This is a genomic window from Clostridium neonatale (genome assembly GCF_900465025.1).
GTDB lineage: Bacteria > Bacillota > Clostridia > Clostridiales > Clostridiaceae > Clostridium > Clostridium neonatale.
The window spans coordinates 604,262-619,130 of record NZ_UICR01000003.1 but is presented as its reverse complement, the minus strand read 5'-3'; the positions used below and the strand labels follow the sequence as shown (position 1 = coordinate 619,130).

At 29.3% G+C, this 14,869-nt stretch carries 16 protein-coding genes; 13 read left to right on the top strand and 3 right to left on the bottom strand.

Annotated elements, in window-relative coordinates:
• Nucleotides 1-19 precede the first annotated feature (19 nt).
• The 9 genes from CNEONATNEC86_RS21045 (at nt 20) to CNEONATNEC86_RS21005 (ending at nt 7,559) form a co-directional block, all read left to right on the top strand.
• Nucleotides 20-214: a DUF951 domain-containing protein gene (locus CNEONATNEC86_RS21045; RefSeq protein ID WP_058293246.1), complete on the top strand. Its 195-nt coding sequence runs from the start codon at nt 20-22 to the stop codon at nt 212-214.
• 101 nt (nt 215-315) lie between these two features.
• Nucleotides 316-603, top strand: coding sequence for a 30S ribosomal protein S6 (gene rpsF, locus CNEONATNEC86_RS21040; RefSeq protein ID WP_058293247.1), 288 nt, complete (start codon nt 316-318; stop codon nt 601-603).
• 14 nt (nt 604-617) lie between these two features.
• Nucleotides 618-1,070 carry a single-stranded DNA-binding protein gene (locus CNEONATNEC86_RS21035; RefSeq protein WP_058293248.1) on the top strand — a complete coding sequence of 151 codons (453 nt, stop codon included), beginning with the start codon at nt 618-620 and terminating at the stop codon, nt 1,068-1,070.
• Between the two features lie 25 nt (nt 1,071-1,095).
• A complete protein-coding gene (rpsR, locus tag CNEONATNEC86_RS21030; protein ID WP_058293249.1) occupies nt 1,096-1,353 on the top strand; it encodes a 30S ribosomal protein S18 in 258 nt (85 codons plus the stop codon).
• Between the two features lie 155 nt (nt 1,354-1,508).
• Nucleotides 1,509-1,829 (top strand): MazG-like family protein, encoded by a 321-nt coding sequence (locus tag CNEONATNEC86_RS21025; RefSeq protein ID WP_058293250.1) that lies wholly within the window; start codon nt 1,509-1,511, stop codon nt 1,827-1,829.
• A gap of 26 nt (nt 1,830-1,855) precedes the next feature.
• Complete coding sequence (locus tag CNEONATNEC86_RS21020) at nt 1,856-3,793, top strand: DHH family phosphoesterase (protein ID WP_058293251.1); 1,938 nt, start codon at nt 1,856-1,858, stop codon at nt 3,791-3,793.
• A gap of 2 nt (nt 3,794-3,795) precedes the next feature.
• Complete coding sequence (gene rplI / locus CNEONATNEC86_RS21015) at nt 3,796-4,242, top strand: 50S ribosomal protein L9 (RefSeq protein ID WP_058293252.1); 447 nt, start codon at nt 3,796-3,798, stop codon at nt 4,240-4,242.
• A gap of 12 nt (nt 4,243-4,254) precedes the next feature.
• The gene (gene lonC, locus CNEONATNEC86_RS21010) at nt 4,255-6,150 is read left to right on the top strand and encodes a Lon family ATP-dependent protease (protein WP_058293253.1); all 1,896 of its coding nucleotides are present in this window, start codon (nt 4,255-4,257) and stop codon (nt 6,148-6,150) included.
• Nucleotides 6,151-6,221: 71 nt separating this feature from the next.
• Nucleotides 6,222-7,559: a replicative DNA helicase gene (locus tag CNEONATNEC86_RS21005; protein ID WP_058293254.1), complete on the top strand. Its 1,338-nt coding sequence runs from the start codon at nt 6,222-6,224 to the stop codon at nt 7,557-7,559.
• Between the two features lie 116 nt (nt 7,560-7,675).
• On the opposite strand, the gene CNEONATNEC86_RS21000 is transcribed toward CNEONATNEC86_RS21005, so the two are convergent.
• Complete coding sequence (locus CNEONATNEC86_RS21000; protein WP_058293255.1) at nt 7,676-8,023, bottom strand: hypothetical protein; 348 nt, start codon at nt 8,021-8,023, stop codon at nt 7,676-7,678.
• A gap of 145 nt (nt 8,024-8,168) precedes the next feature.
• Here CNEONATNEC86_RS21000 and proC point away from each other — a divergent pair, with 145 nt between their 5' ends.
• A complete protein-coding gene (gene proC, locus CNEONATNEC86_RS20995) occupies nt 8,169-8,975 on the top strand; it encodes a pyrroline-5-carboxylate reductase (RefSeq protein ID WP_159136774.1) in 807 nt (268 codons plus the stop codon).
• 217 nt (nt 8,976-9,192) lie between these two features.
• Here proC and CNEONATNEC86_RS20990 read toward each other — a convergent pair whose 3' ends face one another.
• Complete coding sequence (locus CNEONATNEC86_RS20990) at nt 9,193-10,368, bottom strand: NAD(P)-dependent malic enzyme (protein ID WP_159136773.1); 1,176 nt, start codon at nt 10,366-10,368, stop codon at nt 9,193-9,195.
• Nucleotides 10,369-10,711: 343 nt separating this feature from the next.
• On the opposite strand from CNEONATNEC86_RS20990, the gene CNEONATNEC86_RS20985 reads away from it, so the two are divergent.
• From CNEONATNEC86_RS20985 to CNEONATNEC86_RS20975, 3 genes are all read left to right on the top strand, one after another.
• Entirely contained in the window at nt 10,712-11,998 is a 1,287-nt protein-coding gene (locus tag CNEONATNEC86_RS20985; protein WP_058293258.1) for an adenylosuccinate synthase, read from the top strand.
• A 98-nt stretch (nt 11,999-12,096) separates the two neighbouring features.
• Nucleotides 12,097-12,279 carry a DUF1858 domain-containing protein gene (locus CNEONATNEC86_RS20980; protein ID WP_058293366.1) on the top strand — a complete coding sequence of 61 codons (183 nt, stop codon included), beginning with the start codon at nt 12,097-12,099 and terminating at the stop codon, nt 12,277-12,279.
• A gap of 261 nt (nt 12,280-12,540) precedes the next feature.
• Entirely contained in the window at nt 12,541-13,290 is a 750-nt protein-coding gene (locus CNEONATNEC86_RS20975) for an acyl-[acyl-carrier-protein] thioesterase (RefSeq protein ID WP_058293259.1), read from the top strand.
• A 323-nt stretch (nt 13,291-13,613) separates the two neighbouring features.
• Here CNEONATNEC86_RS20975 and CNEONATNEC86_RS20970 read toward each other — a convergent pair whose 3' ends face one another.
• Nucleotides 13,614-14,861, bottom strand: coding sequence for a BaiN/RdsA family NAD(P)/FAD-dependent oxidoreductase (locus CNEONATNEC86_RS20970; RefSeq protein ID WP_159136772.1), 1,248 nt, complete (start codon nt 14,859-14,861; stop codon nt 13,614-13,616).
• Nucleotides 14,862-14,869 lie beyond the last annotated feature (8 nt).

The following is a 14,869-nucleotide window of genomic DNA, read 5'->3' as shown; positions in this document are numbered from 1 at the left end:
AGAAAGGATGGATAAATAGATGGTAGAAAACTTTAATCTTGGAGATATAGTTGAAATGAAAAAAACTCATCCATGTGGAACAAATAATTTTGAAATAATAAGAATTGGTGCTGATATAAAGATAAAATGTGTTGGATGTGGAAGAATAGTTATGATTCCAAGACGAAAATTTCAAAAAGATGCAAAAAAAATAGTAGCTGTTGCAGAAAGTTAAAGAAAATACTTGAAATATTTTGAATTGAATGATAGAATATTTAATTGTAATCCCTGCTGTACAAAGTACAGCCGTTAGTCCGAGGGGAGGAGGTGAAAATGATGAGAAAATACGAAACTATATTCATATTAAACCCATCATTCGATGAAGAAACTGTTAAAGCCAACATCGAAAAGTTTAAGGGTGTTATTGAAAATGGTGGAGGAACTGTAGAAAACGTTGATTTCTGGGGTAAGAGAAAACTTGCTTATGAAATATCTAAAGTAAGCGAAGGTTACTATACTTTAATCAACTTTACTGCTGGAACTGAATTACCAAGAGAATTAGATAGAATATTCAGAATCACTGATGGTGTTATCAGACATATCATAGTTAATGAGCAAGCATAAGGTGGTGTTTTGTAATGAACAAAGTAGTTTTAATCGGTAGATTAACAAAAGATCCAGAACTTAGATTTACTCCAGGTACTGGAAGTGCAGTAACAACCTTAACATTAGCAGTTGATAGATATAACACTAAGACTGGTCAAAGAGAAGCAGATTTTATACCTGTAGTTATATGGGGAAAACAAGCTGAGAGTGCTGCCAATTATTTAAGCAAGGGAAGTCAAGCTGCAATAAGTGGTAGAATTCAGACTAGATCATATGATGCTAAAGACGGTACTAAAAGATATGTAACAGAAGTTGTTGCAGATGCATTTGGTGGTGTACAATTCTTAGGAGGCAAAGGAAACAATGCTTCTGGAAATACCTTTGGCGAAAGTAATGAATATTCAGCGCCAATGAATGATCCATTTAGTGGTGCTAATTTTGATGAGGATATCACACCGGTTGATGATGGAGATATGCCTTTCTAATAATTTTAGGTGAGGAGGTAAGAAAATGAGCAGAGAAGAAAATAACGGCAGAAGACCAAACGGAAGAATGAGAAGATCAAGAAAGAAAGTTTGTGCTTTTTGTTCAGATAAATCTGAATTTATTGATTACAAAGATATCAATAAATTAAGAAAATATGTTACAGAAAGAGGTAAGATTTTACCAAGAAGAATTTCTGGAACATGTGCTAAGCATCAAAGAGAATTAACTAGTTCAATTAAGAGAGCTAGAAACATAGCATTATTACCATTCACAACAGAATAAGAGTAATAATACAGCCCCTGAGAAATCAGGGGTTTTTTAGTACATAAAACAATAAATATATGGGAAATATTAGAAAAATATTCATAAAATATTGCAATAAGTATAAAAAAAATTTAAAATAAGAATACAGGGTTTGGGGTGAGAGGAGATTGGTTATGAAAAAAGAGAGTTTTAATATAATGACCAATATTAAAATAATAGAAGAGTTGAAAGCACAACTTATCTGTATCATAGGAGAATTTTTCAGGCTTTTAACTAAAGGAAGCAACGTAGCACAAGATGCCATATTAGAATGTATATCTGGAGCTATAATCATTTTATATGTTTTAGGTGAAAAACTTGGATATTCATTTAAAGAAGTAGATAATATAATGAAGTCAAAGCTAGATTTGGGTATAAAAGCAGAAGATCAAGTTGAAAAAGAAAGTAAAAGTCTAAGTAAATTAAAAAAGTATATAAATAACAGAATAGATTAAACTAAATATATTTTAGGAGGCTTTTTATGAATAATAATGCTATACTTAAACGTATGCTTAAACCTGGATTATTAATAATAAGTTCAATTATATTATTTACAAAAAATTATTTTGGGTTAGGCATAATTGTTTTTATTATATATTTAGTGGATAATTTTTATCAGCTAAATTATTTTTGGAAGAAAGAAAATGATTTGCAGAAGTTTGTAAAAAGCATAGACAATGGATTATCTGAAAATGTACTTCAATTTATTTATCCGTTAGCAATAATAAATAATACGGGAAAAATAATATGGAATAACAATATATTTAATTCTCTTAAATCAAAGGATGAATTAAAAGATAGTAACATATTGAGTATAGCTAGAGGATTAAATCTTGAAAAAATAATAAATGGTGAAGATAAATTACATCAGAGATTAGAAATTAATGATAAGCTATATGATGTATATTTTACGCAAGTTACAATGCAAGAAAAAAACTTATACTTGTTATCATTTAATGATATTACTAAGCTTATAGATTATGAAACTACCCAAGAAAGTGTTATGTTAATTGAAGTAGATAACTTTTCAGAGGCTCTAGATAATACTGATGAAAATAATAGGCCTTTATTAGTTGCGGAAATTGAAAGAAATATAAATTCATATGCAAATAATTTAAAAGCAATGATAAAAAAATATGATACAAATAAGTATGTATTATCTATTCAAGATAAATATATAGAAGATGAGATAACACAGAAATTTAAAATTATAGATGATATTTCTAAGATAGATAAAGGTAATAAGCTTGAAATTACTCTTAGTATAGGTGTAGGAAAAGGTGGAATGTCTCCTCAAGAAAACTATAATAATGCAAATATAGCAAAAGAATTAGCATTAGGTAGAGGCGGAGATCAGGCGGTTGTTAAAAATAAAAATGATATAAAATTCTTTGGAGGAAATAGCAAAGAGTTAGAAAAACGAACTAAAGTTAAGACACGAGTTATAGCTAGAGCTCTAAGTGAATTAATATATGAAAGCAGTAAAATATATATAATAGGTCATAAGAATCCAGACATGGATTGCTTCGGTGCTTCTATTGGACTCGCAAGTATTATAAAGCAAATGGGTAAAAGTTGTAATATAATATTAAATAGGGATATAAACGCAATAGAATATTATTTGAATAAATTAGCTAATCAAGAGAAATATAATGAATTGTTTATATCATCTGAAGAAGCAAAGAATAATATGGATGACAGAACTTTGGTTATAATTTTAGATGTTCATAATAAAAGCTATATTTTAGATTTATCTTTAGTTGAGAAAGCTAATCGAAAGGTGATCATAGATCATCATAGAAGAAGCCCTGATATGATTGAACACGATATATTAAATTACATTGAAGTTTACGCATCATCAACTTCAGAAATGATAACAGAAATAATTCAGTATATGGTTGAAAAGCCTAAATTGACTAGATTAGAGGCAGAAGGACTTCTTGCAGGAATATATATGGATACAAAGGGATTCTCCTTCAAAACAGGTGTCAGAACATTTGAGGCTGCGTCATTTTTAAAATCATTGGGAGCTGATATGATTGAAATTAAAAAGATGTTTACTGATGATTTAGATGATTACTTATTAATTGCAGAAACAATAAAGGATGCAGAGGTTAAAGATAATATAGCTATTGCTGTTGCACCTCCTAACATTGATACTGTTATAATAGCAAAAGCAGCAGATGAATTACTCAATATATCAGGAATATGTGTAAGCTTTGTTATAGGTAAGGTGAACGAAGATATATATATTAGTGGACGTTCTCTTGGTGATATAAATGTTCAGATTGTATTAGAAGCATTAGGTGGTGGTGGTCATATGAACATTGCAGGAGCTAAAGTTGAAAATATGTCTGTAAATGAAGTTATAAATCAATTAGAAGAATCAATACAAAAATACTTAAGGATAGGTGAATAAATATGAAGGTTATTTTATTACAAGATGTTAAAAAGATTGGTAAAAAAGGTGATGTTATAGAAGCATCAGATGGATATGCAAGAAACTTTTTATTTCCTAAAAAGCTAGCACAAGAAGCTACAGAATCTAATTTACACATATTAAATAATAAAAAAGAAAATGATAGAAAGCAAAAACTAGCAGAGATAGAAGCAGCACAAAAGCTAGCTGGTGAATTAAAAGGAAAAGAAATAACTATAAAAGCTAAAACTGGTGAGAATGGAAAGCTATTTGGAGCTATTACAAGTAAAGATGTTGCTGAATTAATAAAAACACAATATAAAATTGAAATTGATAAAAAGAAGATTGTAATGGATACAATAAAATTAGCTGGAGGATATGATATTGAAATTAAACTATATCCAGAGGTTAGTACTAAAATGAAGGTTGTTATTGTTCCACAAGAATAGGAGGAATAAATTTTGGATTCAAAAAAAGAAGCTAATTTATTAAAGGATGTTATCTCGTCTAATCTATCTTTAGAATCACAAATCGATGCTATTTATGCTATAACTAAGAATATCCTTGATAAAGGTGCTTTTAGGGCTAGAACTATAAGATTTAAGTTGGAAAAGTATATACAATCCTCAAGTTTGGCAGAAAGACTTTATGCAATAAATACTATTTTAGCAGAAGGCCAAGATTTGAAAATAGTTCCAAAAGAAGATGAATTACAGAAAGTATTAGATAGAACTGTAGAGCTAGTTTCTAATGAATTAGCAAAAAGATATGTACAAAATAAGATAGAAGCTCAAGTAGAGCAATCTATTATGGAAAAGCAAGATAAATATATAGATGAAGTAAGACTATCAGTTATTAATAAACAAAAAGGTGCAGAAAATAAGAAAACTCTTGGTAAATTAGAAAACTTAATTAAGCTTGATAGTAAAGTTACAAGTAAAAATATAATGAGTTTTTTAAGACCAAAAACATTCGATGAAGTGGTAGGACAGGAACGAGCTATAAGATCCTTAATATCTAAATTATCGTCTCCGTATCCACAGCATATTATTTTATATGGACCTCCTGGTGTAGGAAAAACTACTGCTGCAAGGATAGCTCTTGAAGAAGTGAAAAAATTAGATTTTACTCCATTTGATGAAGAATCTAAGTTTGTTGAAGTAGATGGTACTACATTAAGATGGGATCCAAGAGAAATAACAAATCCACTTTTAGGATCTGTACATGATCCAATATATCAAGGTAGTAAAAGAGATTTAGCAGAGACAGGAATACCTGAACCTAAGACTGGGTTAGTGACAGAAGCACATGGAGGAATACTTTTTATAGATGAAATAGGAGAATTAGACTCTATGCTTCAAAATAAACTTTTAAAGGTTTTAGAAGATAAGAGAGTAGAATTTTCATCTTCTTATTATGATCCAGATGATGAAATGACTCCAAAGTATATAAAATACTTATTTGATAATGGTGCACCAGCGGATTTTGTTCTTATTGGAGCTACAACTAAAAGTCCGAGTGAAATTAATCCAGCTTTAAGATCAAGATGTACAGAAGTATATTTTGAGCCGCTTTCTTCAGATGATATAGTTAATATTGTTGAAGATGCAGCAAAAAAACTTAATGTTATATTAGAAGATGGAGTTGCAAAAAAGATAAGCAACTATACATTTGAAGGTAGAAAAGCTGTAAATATATTAACAGATACCTACGGATATGCTCTTTATTCAAATAAAGAAAATGTTAATAATATTGAGATAAAATTATCTGATTTAGATGAAGTAATATCAATTGGAAGATATATTCCGTTTGAAAGATTAGATGATTTAGATAAAAGAGAAATAGGAAATATATATGGATTAGGAGTAAGCGGATTCTTAGGATCAACAATAAGCATAGAAAGCGCTGTATTCCCTGCAAAGAAAAAAGGTGCAGGAACTGTTAGGTTTAATGATACTGCTGGATCTATGGCTAAAGATTCCGTATATAATGCAGCATCTGTTATAAGAAATATAACAGATAAAGACATTAAAGATTATGATATCCATGTTAATGTAATTGGCGGAGGAAAAATTGATGGACCTTCAGCAGGGGCTGCAATTACTCTTTGTATAATAAGTTCATTATTAAAGAAGCCTATAAGACAGGATATAGCTGTTACAGGAGAAATATCACTTCAAGGTAAGATAAAGCCTGTAGGTGGCATATTCGAAAAGATTTATGGAGCTAAGAGAATGGGAATAAATTTAGTATTAATTCCGAAAGATAATGAAAAAGAGATACCAGTAAATAATAGTGGAATAGAAGTAAAGGCTATTGAATCTATAAATGAATTAATGGAAATTGCTTTTAACTAAATTAAATAGGCTTCCTTTTGTTAGAGGGAAGCTTATTTAGATTAAAATAAATAAGGAAGGAGGAAAATATTGTGGAGAATCCAGCAATGAGAAGTTTACCTCAAAGCATAGAAGCGGAACAGTCCGTTATAGGTTCTATGATTATAGATAAAAATTCTATTGCTAAAGTAATGGAAAGTTTAGAAGAAGAAGACTTTTATAGGGATGGCCATAAGGCAATATATAAGGCAATATTAGAGATGTTTAGAAATGATATGGCAGTTGATCTAGTAACGCTCTTAGAATATCTAAAAAGCACTAATATGCTTGAAAGAGCTGGTGGAGTAACATATATAACAGAACTTAGTGCATCTGTTCCAACAACAGCAAATTTAAGTGCGTACATAAAGATAGTAAGTGATAAGTCTACTTTAAGAAAATTGATTAAGGCATCAACTACAATTATTGAAGAAAGTTACAATAAACAGGATAAAGTTGAAAGTGTAGTTGATATAGCTGAAAAGAAAATTTTTAATATAGCAGAGAATAGAACATCAAAGGATTTTGAACCTTTAAGTGATGTTTTAGAAAGAGGATTTCTTCAAATAGAAAAGTTATTTAATAATAAGGGAGAAATCACAGGCGTTGGTTCTGGTTTTACAGACTTAGATTCAATGACCTCAGGATTTCAATCAGGGGATATGATATTAATAGCTGCAAGACCTTCTATGGGAAAAACAACATTTGCACTTAATATTGCTGAACATGCAGCTCTTAGGGAACATAAGAGTGTTGTTATATTCTCACTGGAAATGTCTAAGGAACAGCTTGCATATAAGCTCCTTTGTTCAGAAGCAAATGTAGATATGTTAAAGCTTAGAACTGGTGCATTAGAAGATAGCGACTGGGAAAATATAGCCAGAGCGACAGGGCCGCTTTCAAAGGCAAAGGTTTATATTGATGATACTGCTGGTGTAACTGTAATGGAAATGAGATCTAAGTGTAGAAGATTAAAGCTTGAATATGGAATAGATTTAATAGTTATAGACTATTTACAACTTATGTCTGGTGGAAGTGGAACAGACAATAGACAACAAGAAGTATCAGAGATTTCTAGATCTATAAAAGCCTTGGCAAAGGAAATGGAATGCCCAGTAATAGCACTATCTCAGTTATCAAGAGCTCCAGAGCAGAGAGCGGATCACAGACCAATGTTATCTGACTTAAGAGAATCTGGATCTATAGAGCAGGATGCTGACTTAGTTATGTTCCTCTATAGAGATGAGTATTACAATAAGGAAACTGAAGATAAAAACATTGGTGAATGCATAATAGCTAAACAGAGAAATGGTCCAGTTGGAACTGTAAAAATGGCGTGGCTTGGTCAATATAGTAAGTTCGGTAATTTAGATGTCATACATAAAGAATAGTTAAAGTTATTAAGGTTAGATATAAGAAATATTTATAGTAGATATTTCTTATATCTAAAATTATATATATAAAGAATATGCTATTTACAATAAAGTCTTTATAAAAAATATTACTATCATGAAATATTAGGTAGTTTTAAAATTTTTAATTTAGCAGTATTATTATGATAAATATGAGATATTTCTTTAATATCAATATTATCTAAATAAAATATTCTAGTGAAAATAGTTTTTGTATTATCTTTAGATTTTATTCTTAAGATTAAAAATTTATTTTTATAAAATAATTCGAAATTATGTTTATGTGTATAAAAATTTTTTATAGTTATAAAATAAAATAAAGGTTTTTCAGTAATCTCACATATAGGAAGATTAGATATAGAATCATTCTTGTGTAATATAGAATCTATGAAATTGTCTATGTCTAATATGGAATTATTATAAATCAAAGAAACATTGTTCATATAAATTCCTCCCTTCATCTTATTTATAGTTTATGAGGAATTAAAACAAGCTATCCTATGATTGTGCTGGATTTAATTTTAAATCTTTATATAAAAGCATAAAAAATCAATTTGTAACAAATAAATTAAAAATGGGGGCATAAAAATGAGTAAAAAAATAGGTTTTATAGGCTGTGGAAACATGGGAAGTGCAATTCTCGGCGGATTAATTAAATCAGGTTTTGTTAATGCAGATGAGATTATAGTTTCTACTAAAACAGAATCTTCTTCAAAAAGGTTAAAAGATGAATTTAATGTTTTAACAACTTTTGATAGTAAAATGGTTGCGAGAGAAGCTAAAACAGTAATTTTAGCTGTTAAGCCTAATATGTATAAGCAAATAGTTGAACAAATAGAAGGTGAATTAACAGAAGATAAGTTAATTATCACTATAGCTGCTGGAATCACAATAAATAATATGGAAGAATGGCTTGGAGATGATGCAAAGATAATTAGAACTATGCCAAATACTCCAGCGTTTGTAGGAGAAGCAATGTCAGCTGTATGTCCAAATGAAAATGTAAGTAAAGAAGAGCTTGCATATTGTATAAAAATGTTTGAAAGCTTTGGAGAATGTGTTGAATTAGAAGAAAAATATTTTGATGGATTTGTTGCAGTGGCTGGATCATCGCCAGCATATGTATATATGTTTATAGAAGCTATGGCAGATGGAGCAGTAAAGCTTGGAATTCCTAGAGCAAAAGCTTATAAAATGGCAGCACAAAGTGTTTTAGGATCTGCTAAGATGGTATTGGAAACTGGAAAGCATCCAGGAGAATTGAAAGATGCAGTTTGTTCTCCAGCAGGAACTACTATTGAAGCAGTTGTTGAGCTAGAAAAACTAGGATTTAGAAACAGTATAATTCAAGCTATGGATAAGTGTGCTGAGAAATCTAAGAATATGCACAACTAAAAAAGCAGCTATGCTACAAATATAATATTATCAAAAATATTTTTAATAAATGCTGTGGATAATTCTAAAAACTAAATTTTTTAGAATTATCCACAGTTTTATTTTTAAAAAGGATTTTATACACAGTGGATAAAATTTTTTTTTGATTTTGTGGATAAATTTTTATAAATTACGATGCTTTAATAAAATGCGTGTTATATTTTAAATTTTAAGTATATTAAATTTGAGCTACACCACTTTTAATAGCGGCTTCTTTAACAGCTTTAGCAACTAAGTCTTGAACTTTTAAATCAAATGCTTTTGGAATTATATTTTCAGCATTTAAATCTTCTGCAGATACAGAGTTTGCTATTGCATAAGCAGCAGCTACTTTCATTTCTTCATTAATTTCTGATGCTCTTACATCTAATGCACCCCTGAATACTCCTGGGAATGCTAATACATTATTGATTTGATTTGGATAATCTGAACGTCCAGTTCCCATAACGGCAATTCCGGCTTCTTTTGCATCTTCAGGGAAGATCTCGGGAGTTGGGTTTGCCATTGCAAATATTATTCCATCTTTATTCATTGTTTTAACCATTTCTTTTGAAACAATATTTGGAGCAGAAACACCTATAAATACATCAGTACCCACCATTGAGTCTTTAAGAGTTCCAGTAACATTATCTGGGTTAGTTATATTAGCTAATTCTTGCATATATATATTATCACTTAAATCTTTATCTCTGCTTATTACTCCATTAATATCACACATAACTATGTTTTTTACTCCAGAAGAAAGTAATAACTTACATATTGCAGTTCCAGCAGAACCAGCTCCATTAATGACTACTTTAATATTATCTAATTTTTTATTTACTATTTTTAAAGCATTTAATAATCCAGATAAAACAACTATAGCTGTACCATGTTGATCATCATGGAATACTGGAATATTTAATCTTTCCTTTAATCTTTTTTCTATTTCAAAACATCTAGGAGCTGAAATATCTTCTAAGTTAATTCCACCTAAAGTTGGAGCAATATTTGCTACAGTTTCAACAATTTCATCAACATTTTTAGTATCTAAAACTATAGGAAATGCATCAACATTACCAAATTCTTTAAATAATACACTTTTACCTTCCATTACTGGTAATGCAGCAAGTGGACCTATATCGCCAAGCCCTAATACTGCAGTTCCATCAGAAATAACTGCAACAGTGTTCCATTTACGAGTATAAGTATAAGCCTTTGATGGATCTTTATGTATTTCACGACATGGTTCTGCAACACCAGGGGTATATGCTAAGCTTAAATCTTTTGCATCTTTTACTTCACAAGTTGGCTTTATTTCATATTTGCCTCTTTTTTCTTCGTGAAATTTTAATGATTCTTCATATATGTTCATAATGGCACCTCTTTATATTAAATATTTTAATTTGATACTAAGATATGTTTATACAATAATATAATAAATTATTATTATAGCTTGATTATGGCTTGGACCAACGTTTAACATTTATAATGAATACAAATGAATATCAAAGTAAATGATATACATTGTAGTAATATACGTATAGAAACATTATACGAATTATTTAGAAAAAAATCAAAAAAATATTCGATATGTAGTTGACCATCAAAAGCTACTTTGTTACTATTTAAAGGGAGAGGTAAAAAGTTTTTTTATGCGCTCTCCCAAGTAGAAGAAAACAATTAATATGTTTATTTAAATTAAGGAGGCAGGATAAATGTCAGCATTTATTGTTTTAGGAGCTCAATGGGGAGATGAAGGTAAAGGTAAAATGACAGACTACTTAGCAGAGGACGCTGATGTAGTTGTTAGATTCCAAGGTGGAAATAATGCAGGTCATACTGTTGTTGTTGGAGATAAAGAATATAAACTACACTTAATACCATCAGGTATTTTATATGATGATAAATTAAATGTTATAGGTAATGGAGTAGTATTAGATCCAAAGGCATTATTTGAAGAAATAGATTATTTAGAAGGTGTTGGAGTTAAAGTTACACCTGAAAAATTAATAATAAGTGATAGAGCTCAACTTATCATGCCATATCATAAAGTATTAGATAGATTAAAAGAAAAAGCAAGAGGAAAAAATGATATTGGTACTACTGGAAAAGGTATAGGCCCATGTTATACAGATAAATTTGAAAGATGTGGAATAAGAGTTTGCGATTTAATGCATCCAGAAGTTTTTGCTGAAAAATTAAAAGAAAATATAGAAATGAAAAATGCTTATATAACAAAAGTGTTAGGTGGAGAAGCATTAGACTATAATGAAATATTAAATGAATATTTAGAATTCGGTAAGAGATTAAAGCCATTTATTGAAGAGACATCAGTTAAAGTTTATAACGATATCAAGGCTGATAAGACAGTGCTATTTGAAGGTGCTCAAGGAATGCTATTAGATATTGACTATGGAACATACCCATATGTTACATCATCAAATACAACTGCTGGTGGAGTATCTAATGGTGTTGGTATTGGACCTAACATGATAACTAATGCTGTAGGTATAACAAAAGCTTATACTACAAGAGTGGGTAAAGGGCCATTCCCAACAGAATTACTTGATGAAACTGGTGAATGGATCAGAGAAAAAGGTCACGAATATGGAGTTACTACTGGTAGATCAAGAAGATGTGGATGGTTAGATTTAGTTATAGTTAAAACTGCTGTAAGAGTAAGTGGATTAACTTCATTAGCTGTTACTAAAATAGATACATTAGCAGGATTAGATACACTAAAAGTATGTGTTGGATATAAATTTGATGGAAAAGTAATAGATTATTTCCCAGCAAGTTTAGAAGATTTAGCAAAATGTGAACCAGTATATGAAGAATTTGCAGGTTGGGGCGAAGAAGTAGCTAATGCAAGAAGTTATGATGAGCTTCCAGAAAACGCAAAGAAGTATCTTGAAAGAATTGAAGAATTCACAGAAACTAAGATTTCTATAGTTTCTGTTGGTCCAAAGAGAGATCAAACTATGAGAGTAAAGGATCTATAGTATAGTGATTTAATCTGATATTGACTTTACTTTACGTATAAAATATAATTTTTGGTGTAACATAAAATTTGACTTTTATACATAAAGAAGGTGAAGATATGATAACTAAAGACATGACAATTGGTGAAATTGTAAATGCAGATTCATCTAAAGCAGAAGTATTAATGAGCTTTGGAATGGGATGTGTTGGATGCCCATCTGCTCAAGCTGAAACTTTAGCTGAGGCAGCTGTAGTTCATGGAATAAACTTAGAACAATTATTGGAAGCATTAAATAAATAAGCATTAAAAAGAGAAATCATTTTGATTTCTCTTTTTTTATTTATAAAATATAAAAAAATTATAGAAAATAAGATATATTTACAAGATAAATTTGTTTTGAAACGAGATTATTTCCTTGGAAATAATTTGAAAATATTTTACTAATTACATTATAATATTTATTATGGTAATATATACTATAATAGATATTAATAAAACTATAAGTTTATTAAGTGAGGTGAAAAATTATATGACTTGGCTTAAGTCATATAAATATAAGATATGGTTAAAAATTATACTAAAACTTATGAAATAAATTATTACGATGTAGATTATAAATTAAAATGTAAGATGTCTTCTATAATAAACTTTATTTGTGATGTTGGAACTCATCAATCAGAATCTGTCGGTGGAGGAATGAAGTATTGTGAAGACAATAATTGTGCCTGGGTTTTTTATAAATATGATATAAAAATGAAAAGATATCCAATGTTTGGAGAAAAAATAAACATAACTACAGAACCAGTTGGATTTAAGAAATTTTATGGATTAAGAAAATATATTATTAGGGATGAAAAAGAAGAAATAATAGGTGAAGCTTTAGCATTATTTTTCTTAATCAACATAGAAAAAAGAAGACCTATGAGAATACAAAAGGAACAGTATGATTTCTATGGAGTAGATGGAGATATAGATTATGATATTTCTATGGAAAAAGTTGAAAAGATGCAAACTGCTGAGTACTCAAAAGTATTTAATATTAGATATAGCGATATAGATTCTAATAAGCATGTGAATAATGTAAAGTACGTTGAATGGGGATTAGAAGTTATTCCAGTTGAAGTTATAACTAATTATGAATTGAAAAGAGTAAAAGTAGATTTTGAAAAAGAAACTACATATGGAGAGAAAATTGATGTTTTTGCAGAAGTGAAGAAAATTGATGATAATCACTTAAAATCTTATCATATAATAAAAGATAGCAATGGAAAAGAGCTGACAGCATTAGAGTTTGATTGGGAAAGAGAATAGATAAAATCAGAGTTTAGTGAATAACAACCGAAATCCAATAAATGATATGATCGATTGTAGGAAAAATTTAGATGAAGATTCTAATAATAGAGGTTATACCAAAACAGTCTACTTTAAAAACAAGTTTTAGAAAAATAATTTTGGAACAACCTCTACTGAAGGATTTAAGAATTCAAATTATTAATATAATACTAAGTACATTTGTATATTGGATTTCTTTGTATTTATCAAAATCATACTTAAGCTGTTTACATAAAGTAAAGCAATCAGAATTTTAGAACTTAATTTTGGTTATTTCTAAACTAATTAAACTAAGTTTATTATTATTTATTATTTGAAGCAGATTTAGCGGATGTGTATCCTGAGCTCCAAGCCCATTGTAGATTAAATCCACCACAATCACCGTGGACATCCATTATTTCGCCGCAGAAGTAAAGATTCTTAATTAATTTAGATTCTAATGTTGATGAATTTATTTCTTTAGTATTTACTCCTCCAACTGTCACTTGAGCATTTGAGAATCCATTTGTATCAATGCATGTAAACTCCCAATGCTTTAATCTATTTATAAATATATTTAAGTATTTCCAATCTATATTGCTACAAGGTGTATGGATATCCTTTATACCACAGTCTTTAAGAATAGTTGGAATAAGCTTTTTATTAATTAATCCTATTAAAGCAGATGACATTTCCCTGTAACTAAACATTGAAAAGTGAGTAGAGAAGAAGTCATCAATTTCTTCTTTTGTTTTATTTGGGAACATATCTACTACTAATTTTACTGTTGAATTTTTGCTTAAAGCCTTAGATGCATAATAAGATAGCTGCATTATTGGAGGCCCTGAAATGCCATAGTCAGTAAATAATACTTCACCTTTTTCTGAGCGGATAAATTCATTATCAATAAATATGGATACTGAACCATCAAATTTTATTCCTGATAAGGCTTTTAGATAAGGATAATCTAGTTTTAATTGAACTATACCAGGAATAGGTTCAATAATAGTATGACCAAATGATTTTGAAATTTTATATCCAGAACCATCAGAACCAGTCTTAGGAGCAACCTTTCCTCCACAACTTAAAATCAATTTATTACATGAAAAATTTTTAAAATCTTCATTATTAGTAGATATTTTAAAATTTTTACTTTTTGATATATTATTAACTTTACAGTTTAAATATAGAGGTATCTGTTTTTCTTCTACAGCAATTCTAAATATATCTATTACAGATGAGGCTTGTAGTGATTGAGGATACATTTTGCCGTTTTCAAGTTCAACAAAAGGTAATCCTAATGATAAAAATAAACTTTTTGTATCTTCTACTGTAAAATTACTTAAAGTGTCACAATAAAATTTATCATTTTCACTATGATAAGCATTAAAAGGTTCAAATATTGTGTTATTACTTATGTTACATCTACCATTTCCAGTGGCAAGAACCTTTTTACATATCCTGTCGTTACCTTCAACTATTGCTACATCCATTCCAAAATCTTTTGCAACAATGGCGGCCATTACTCCTGAAGCTCCGCCACCAATTATAAGTAAATCGTGATGAATCATTATATTAA

Coding starts and splice junctions, on each gene's coding strand:
- rpsR (WP_058293249.1), top strand. CDS start 1,096: ATGAGCAGAGAAGAAAATAACGGCAGAAGACCAAACGGAAGAATGAGA.
- CNEONATNEC86_RS20980 (WP_058293366.1), top strand. CDS start 12,097: ATGATAACTAAAGACATGACAATTGGTGAAATTGTAAATGCAGATTCA.
- CNEONATNEC86_RS20990 (WP_159136773.1), bottom strand. CDS start 10,368: ATGAACATATATGAAGAATCATTAAAATTTCACGAAGAAAAAAGAGGC.
- proC (WP_159136774.1), top strand. CDS start 8,169: ATGAGTAAAAAAATAGGTTTTATAGGCTGTGGAAACATGGGAAGTGCA.
- rpsF (WP_058293247.1), top strand. CDS start 316: ATGAGAAAATACGAAACTATATTCATATTAAACCCATCATTCGATGAA.
- CNEONATNEC86_RS21000 (WP_058293255.1), bottom strand. CDS start 8,023: ATGAACAATGTTTCTTTGATTTATAATAATTCCATATTAGACATAGAC.
- CNEONATNEC86_RS21025 (WP_058293250.1), top strand. CDS start 1,509: ATGAAAAAAGAGAGTTTTAATATAATGACCAATATTAAAATAATAGAA.
- CNEONATNEC86_RS21035 (WP_058293248.1), top strand. CDS start 618: ATGAACAAAGTAGTTTTAATCGGTAGATTAACAAAAGATCCAGAACTT.
- CNEONATNEC86_RS21020 (WP_058293251.1), top strand. CDS start 1,856: ATGAATAATAATGCTATACTTAAACGTATGCTTAAACCTGGATTATTA.
- CNEONATNEC86_RS20985 (WP_058293258.1), top strand. CDS start 10,712: ATGTCAGCATTTATTGTTTTAGGAGCTCAATGGGGAGATGAAGGTAAA.
- CNEONATNEC86_RS20975 (WP_058293259.1), top strand. CDS start 12,541: ATGGTTAAAAATTATACTAAAACTTATGAAATAAATTATTACGATGTA.
- rplI (WP_058293252.1), top strand. CDS start 3,796: ATGAAGGTTATTTTATTACAAGATGTTAAAAAGATTGGTAAAAAAGGT.
- CNEONATNEC86_RS20970 (WP_159136772.1), bottom strand. CDS start 14,861: ATGATTCATCACGATTTACTTATAATTGGTGGCGGAGCTTCAGGAGTA.
- CNEONATNEC86_RS21045 (WP_058293246.1), top strand. CDS start 20: ATGGTAGAAAACTTTAATCTTGGAGATATAGTTGAAATGAAAAAAACT.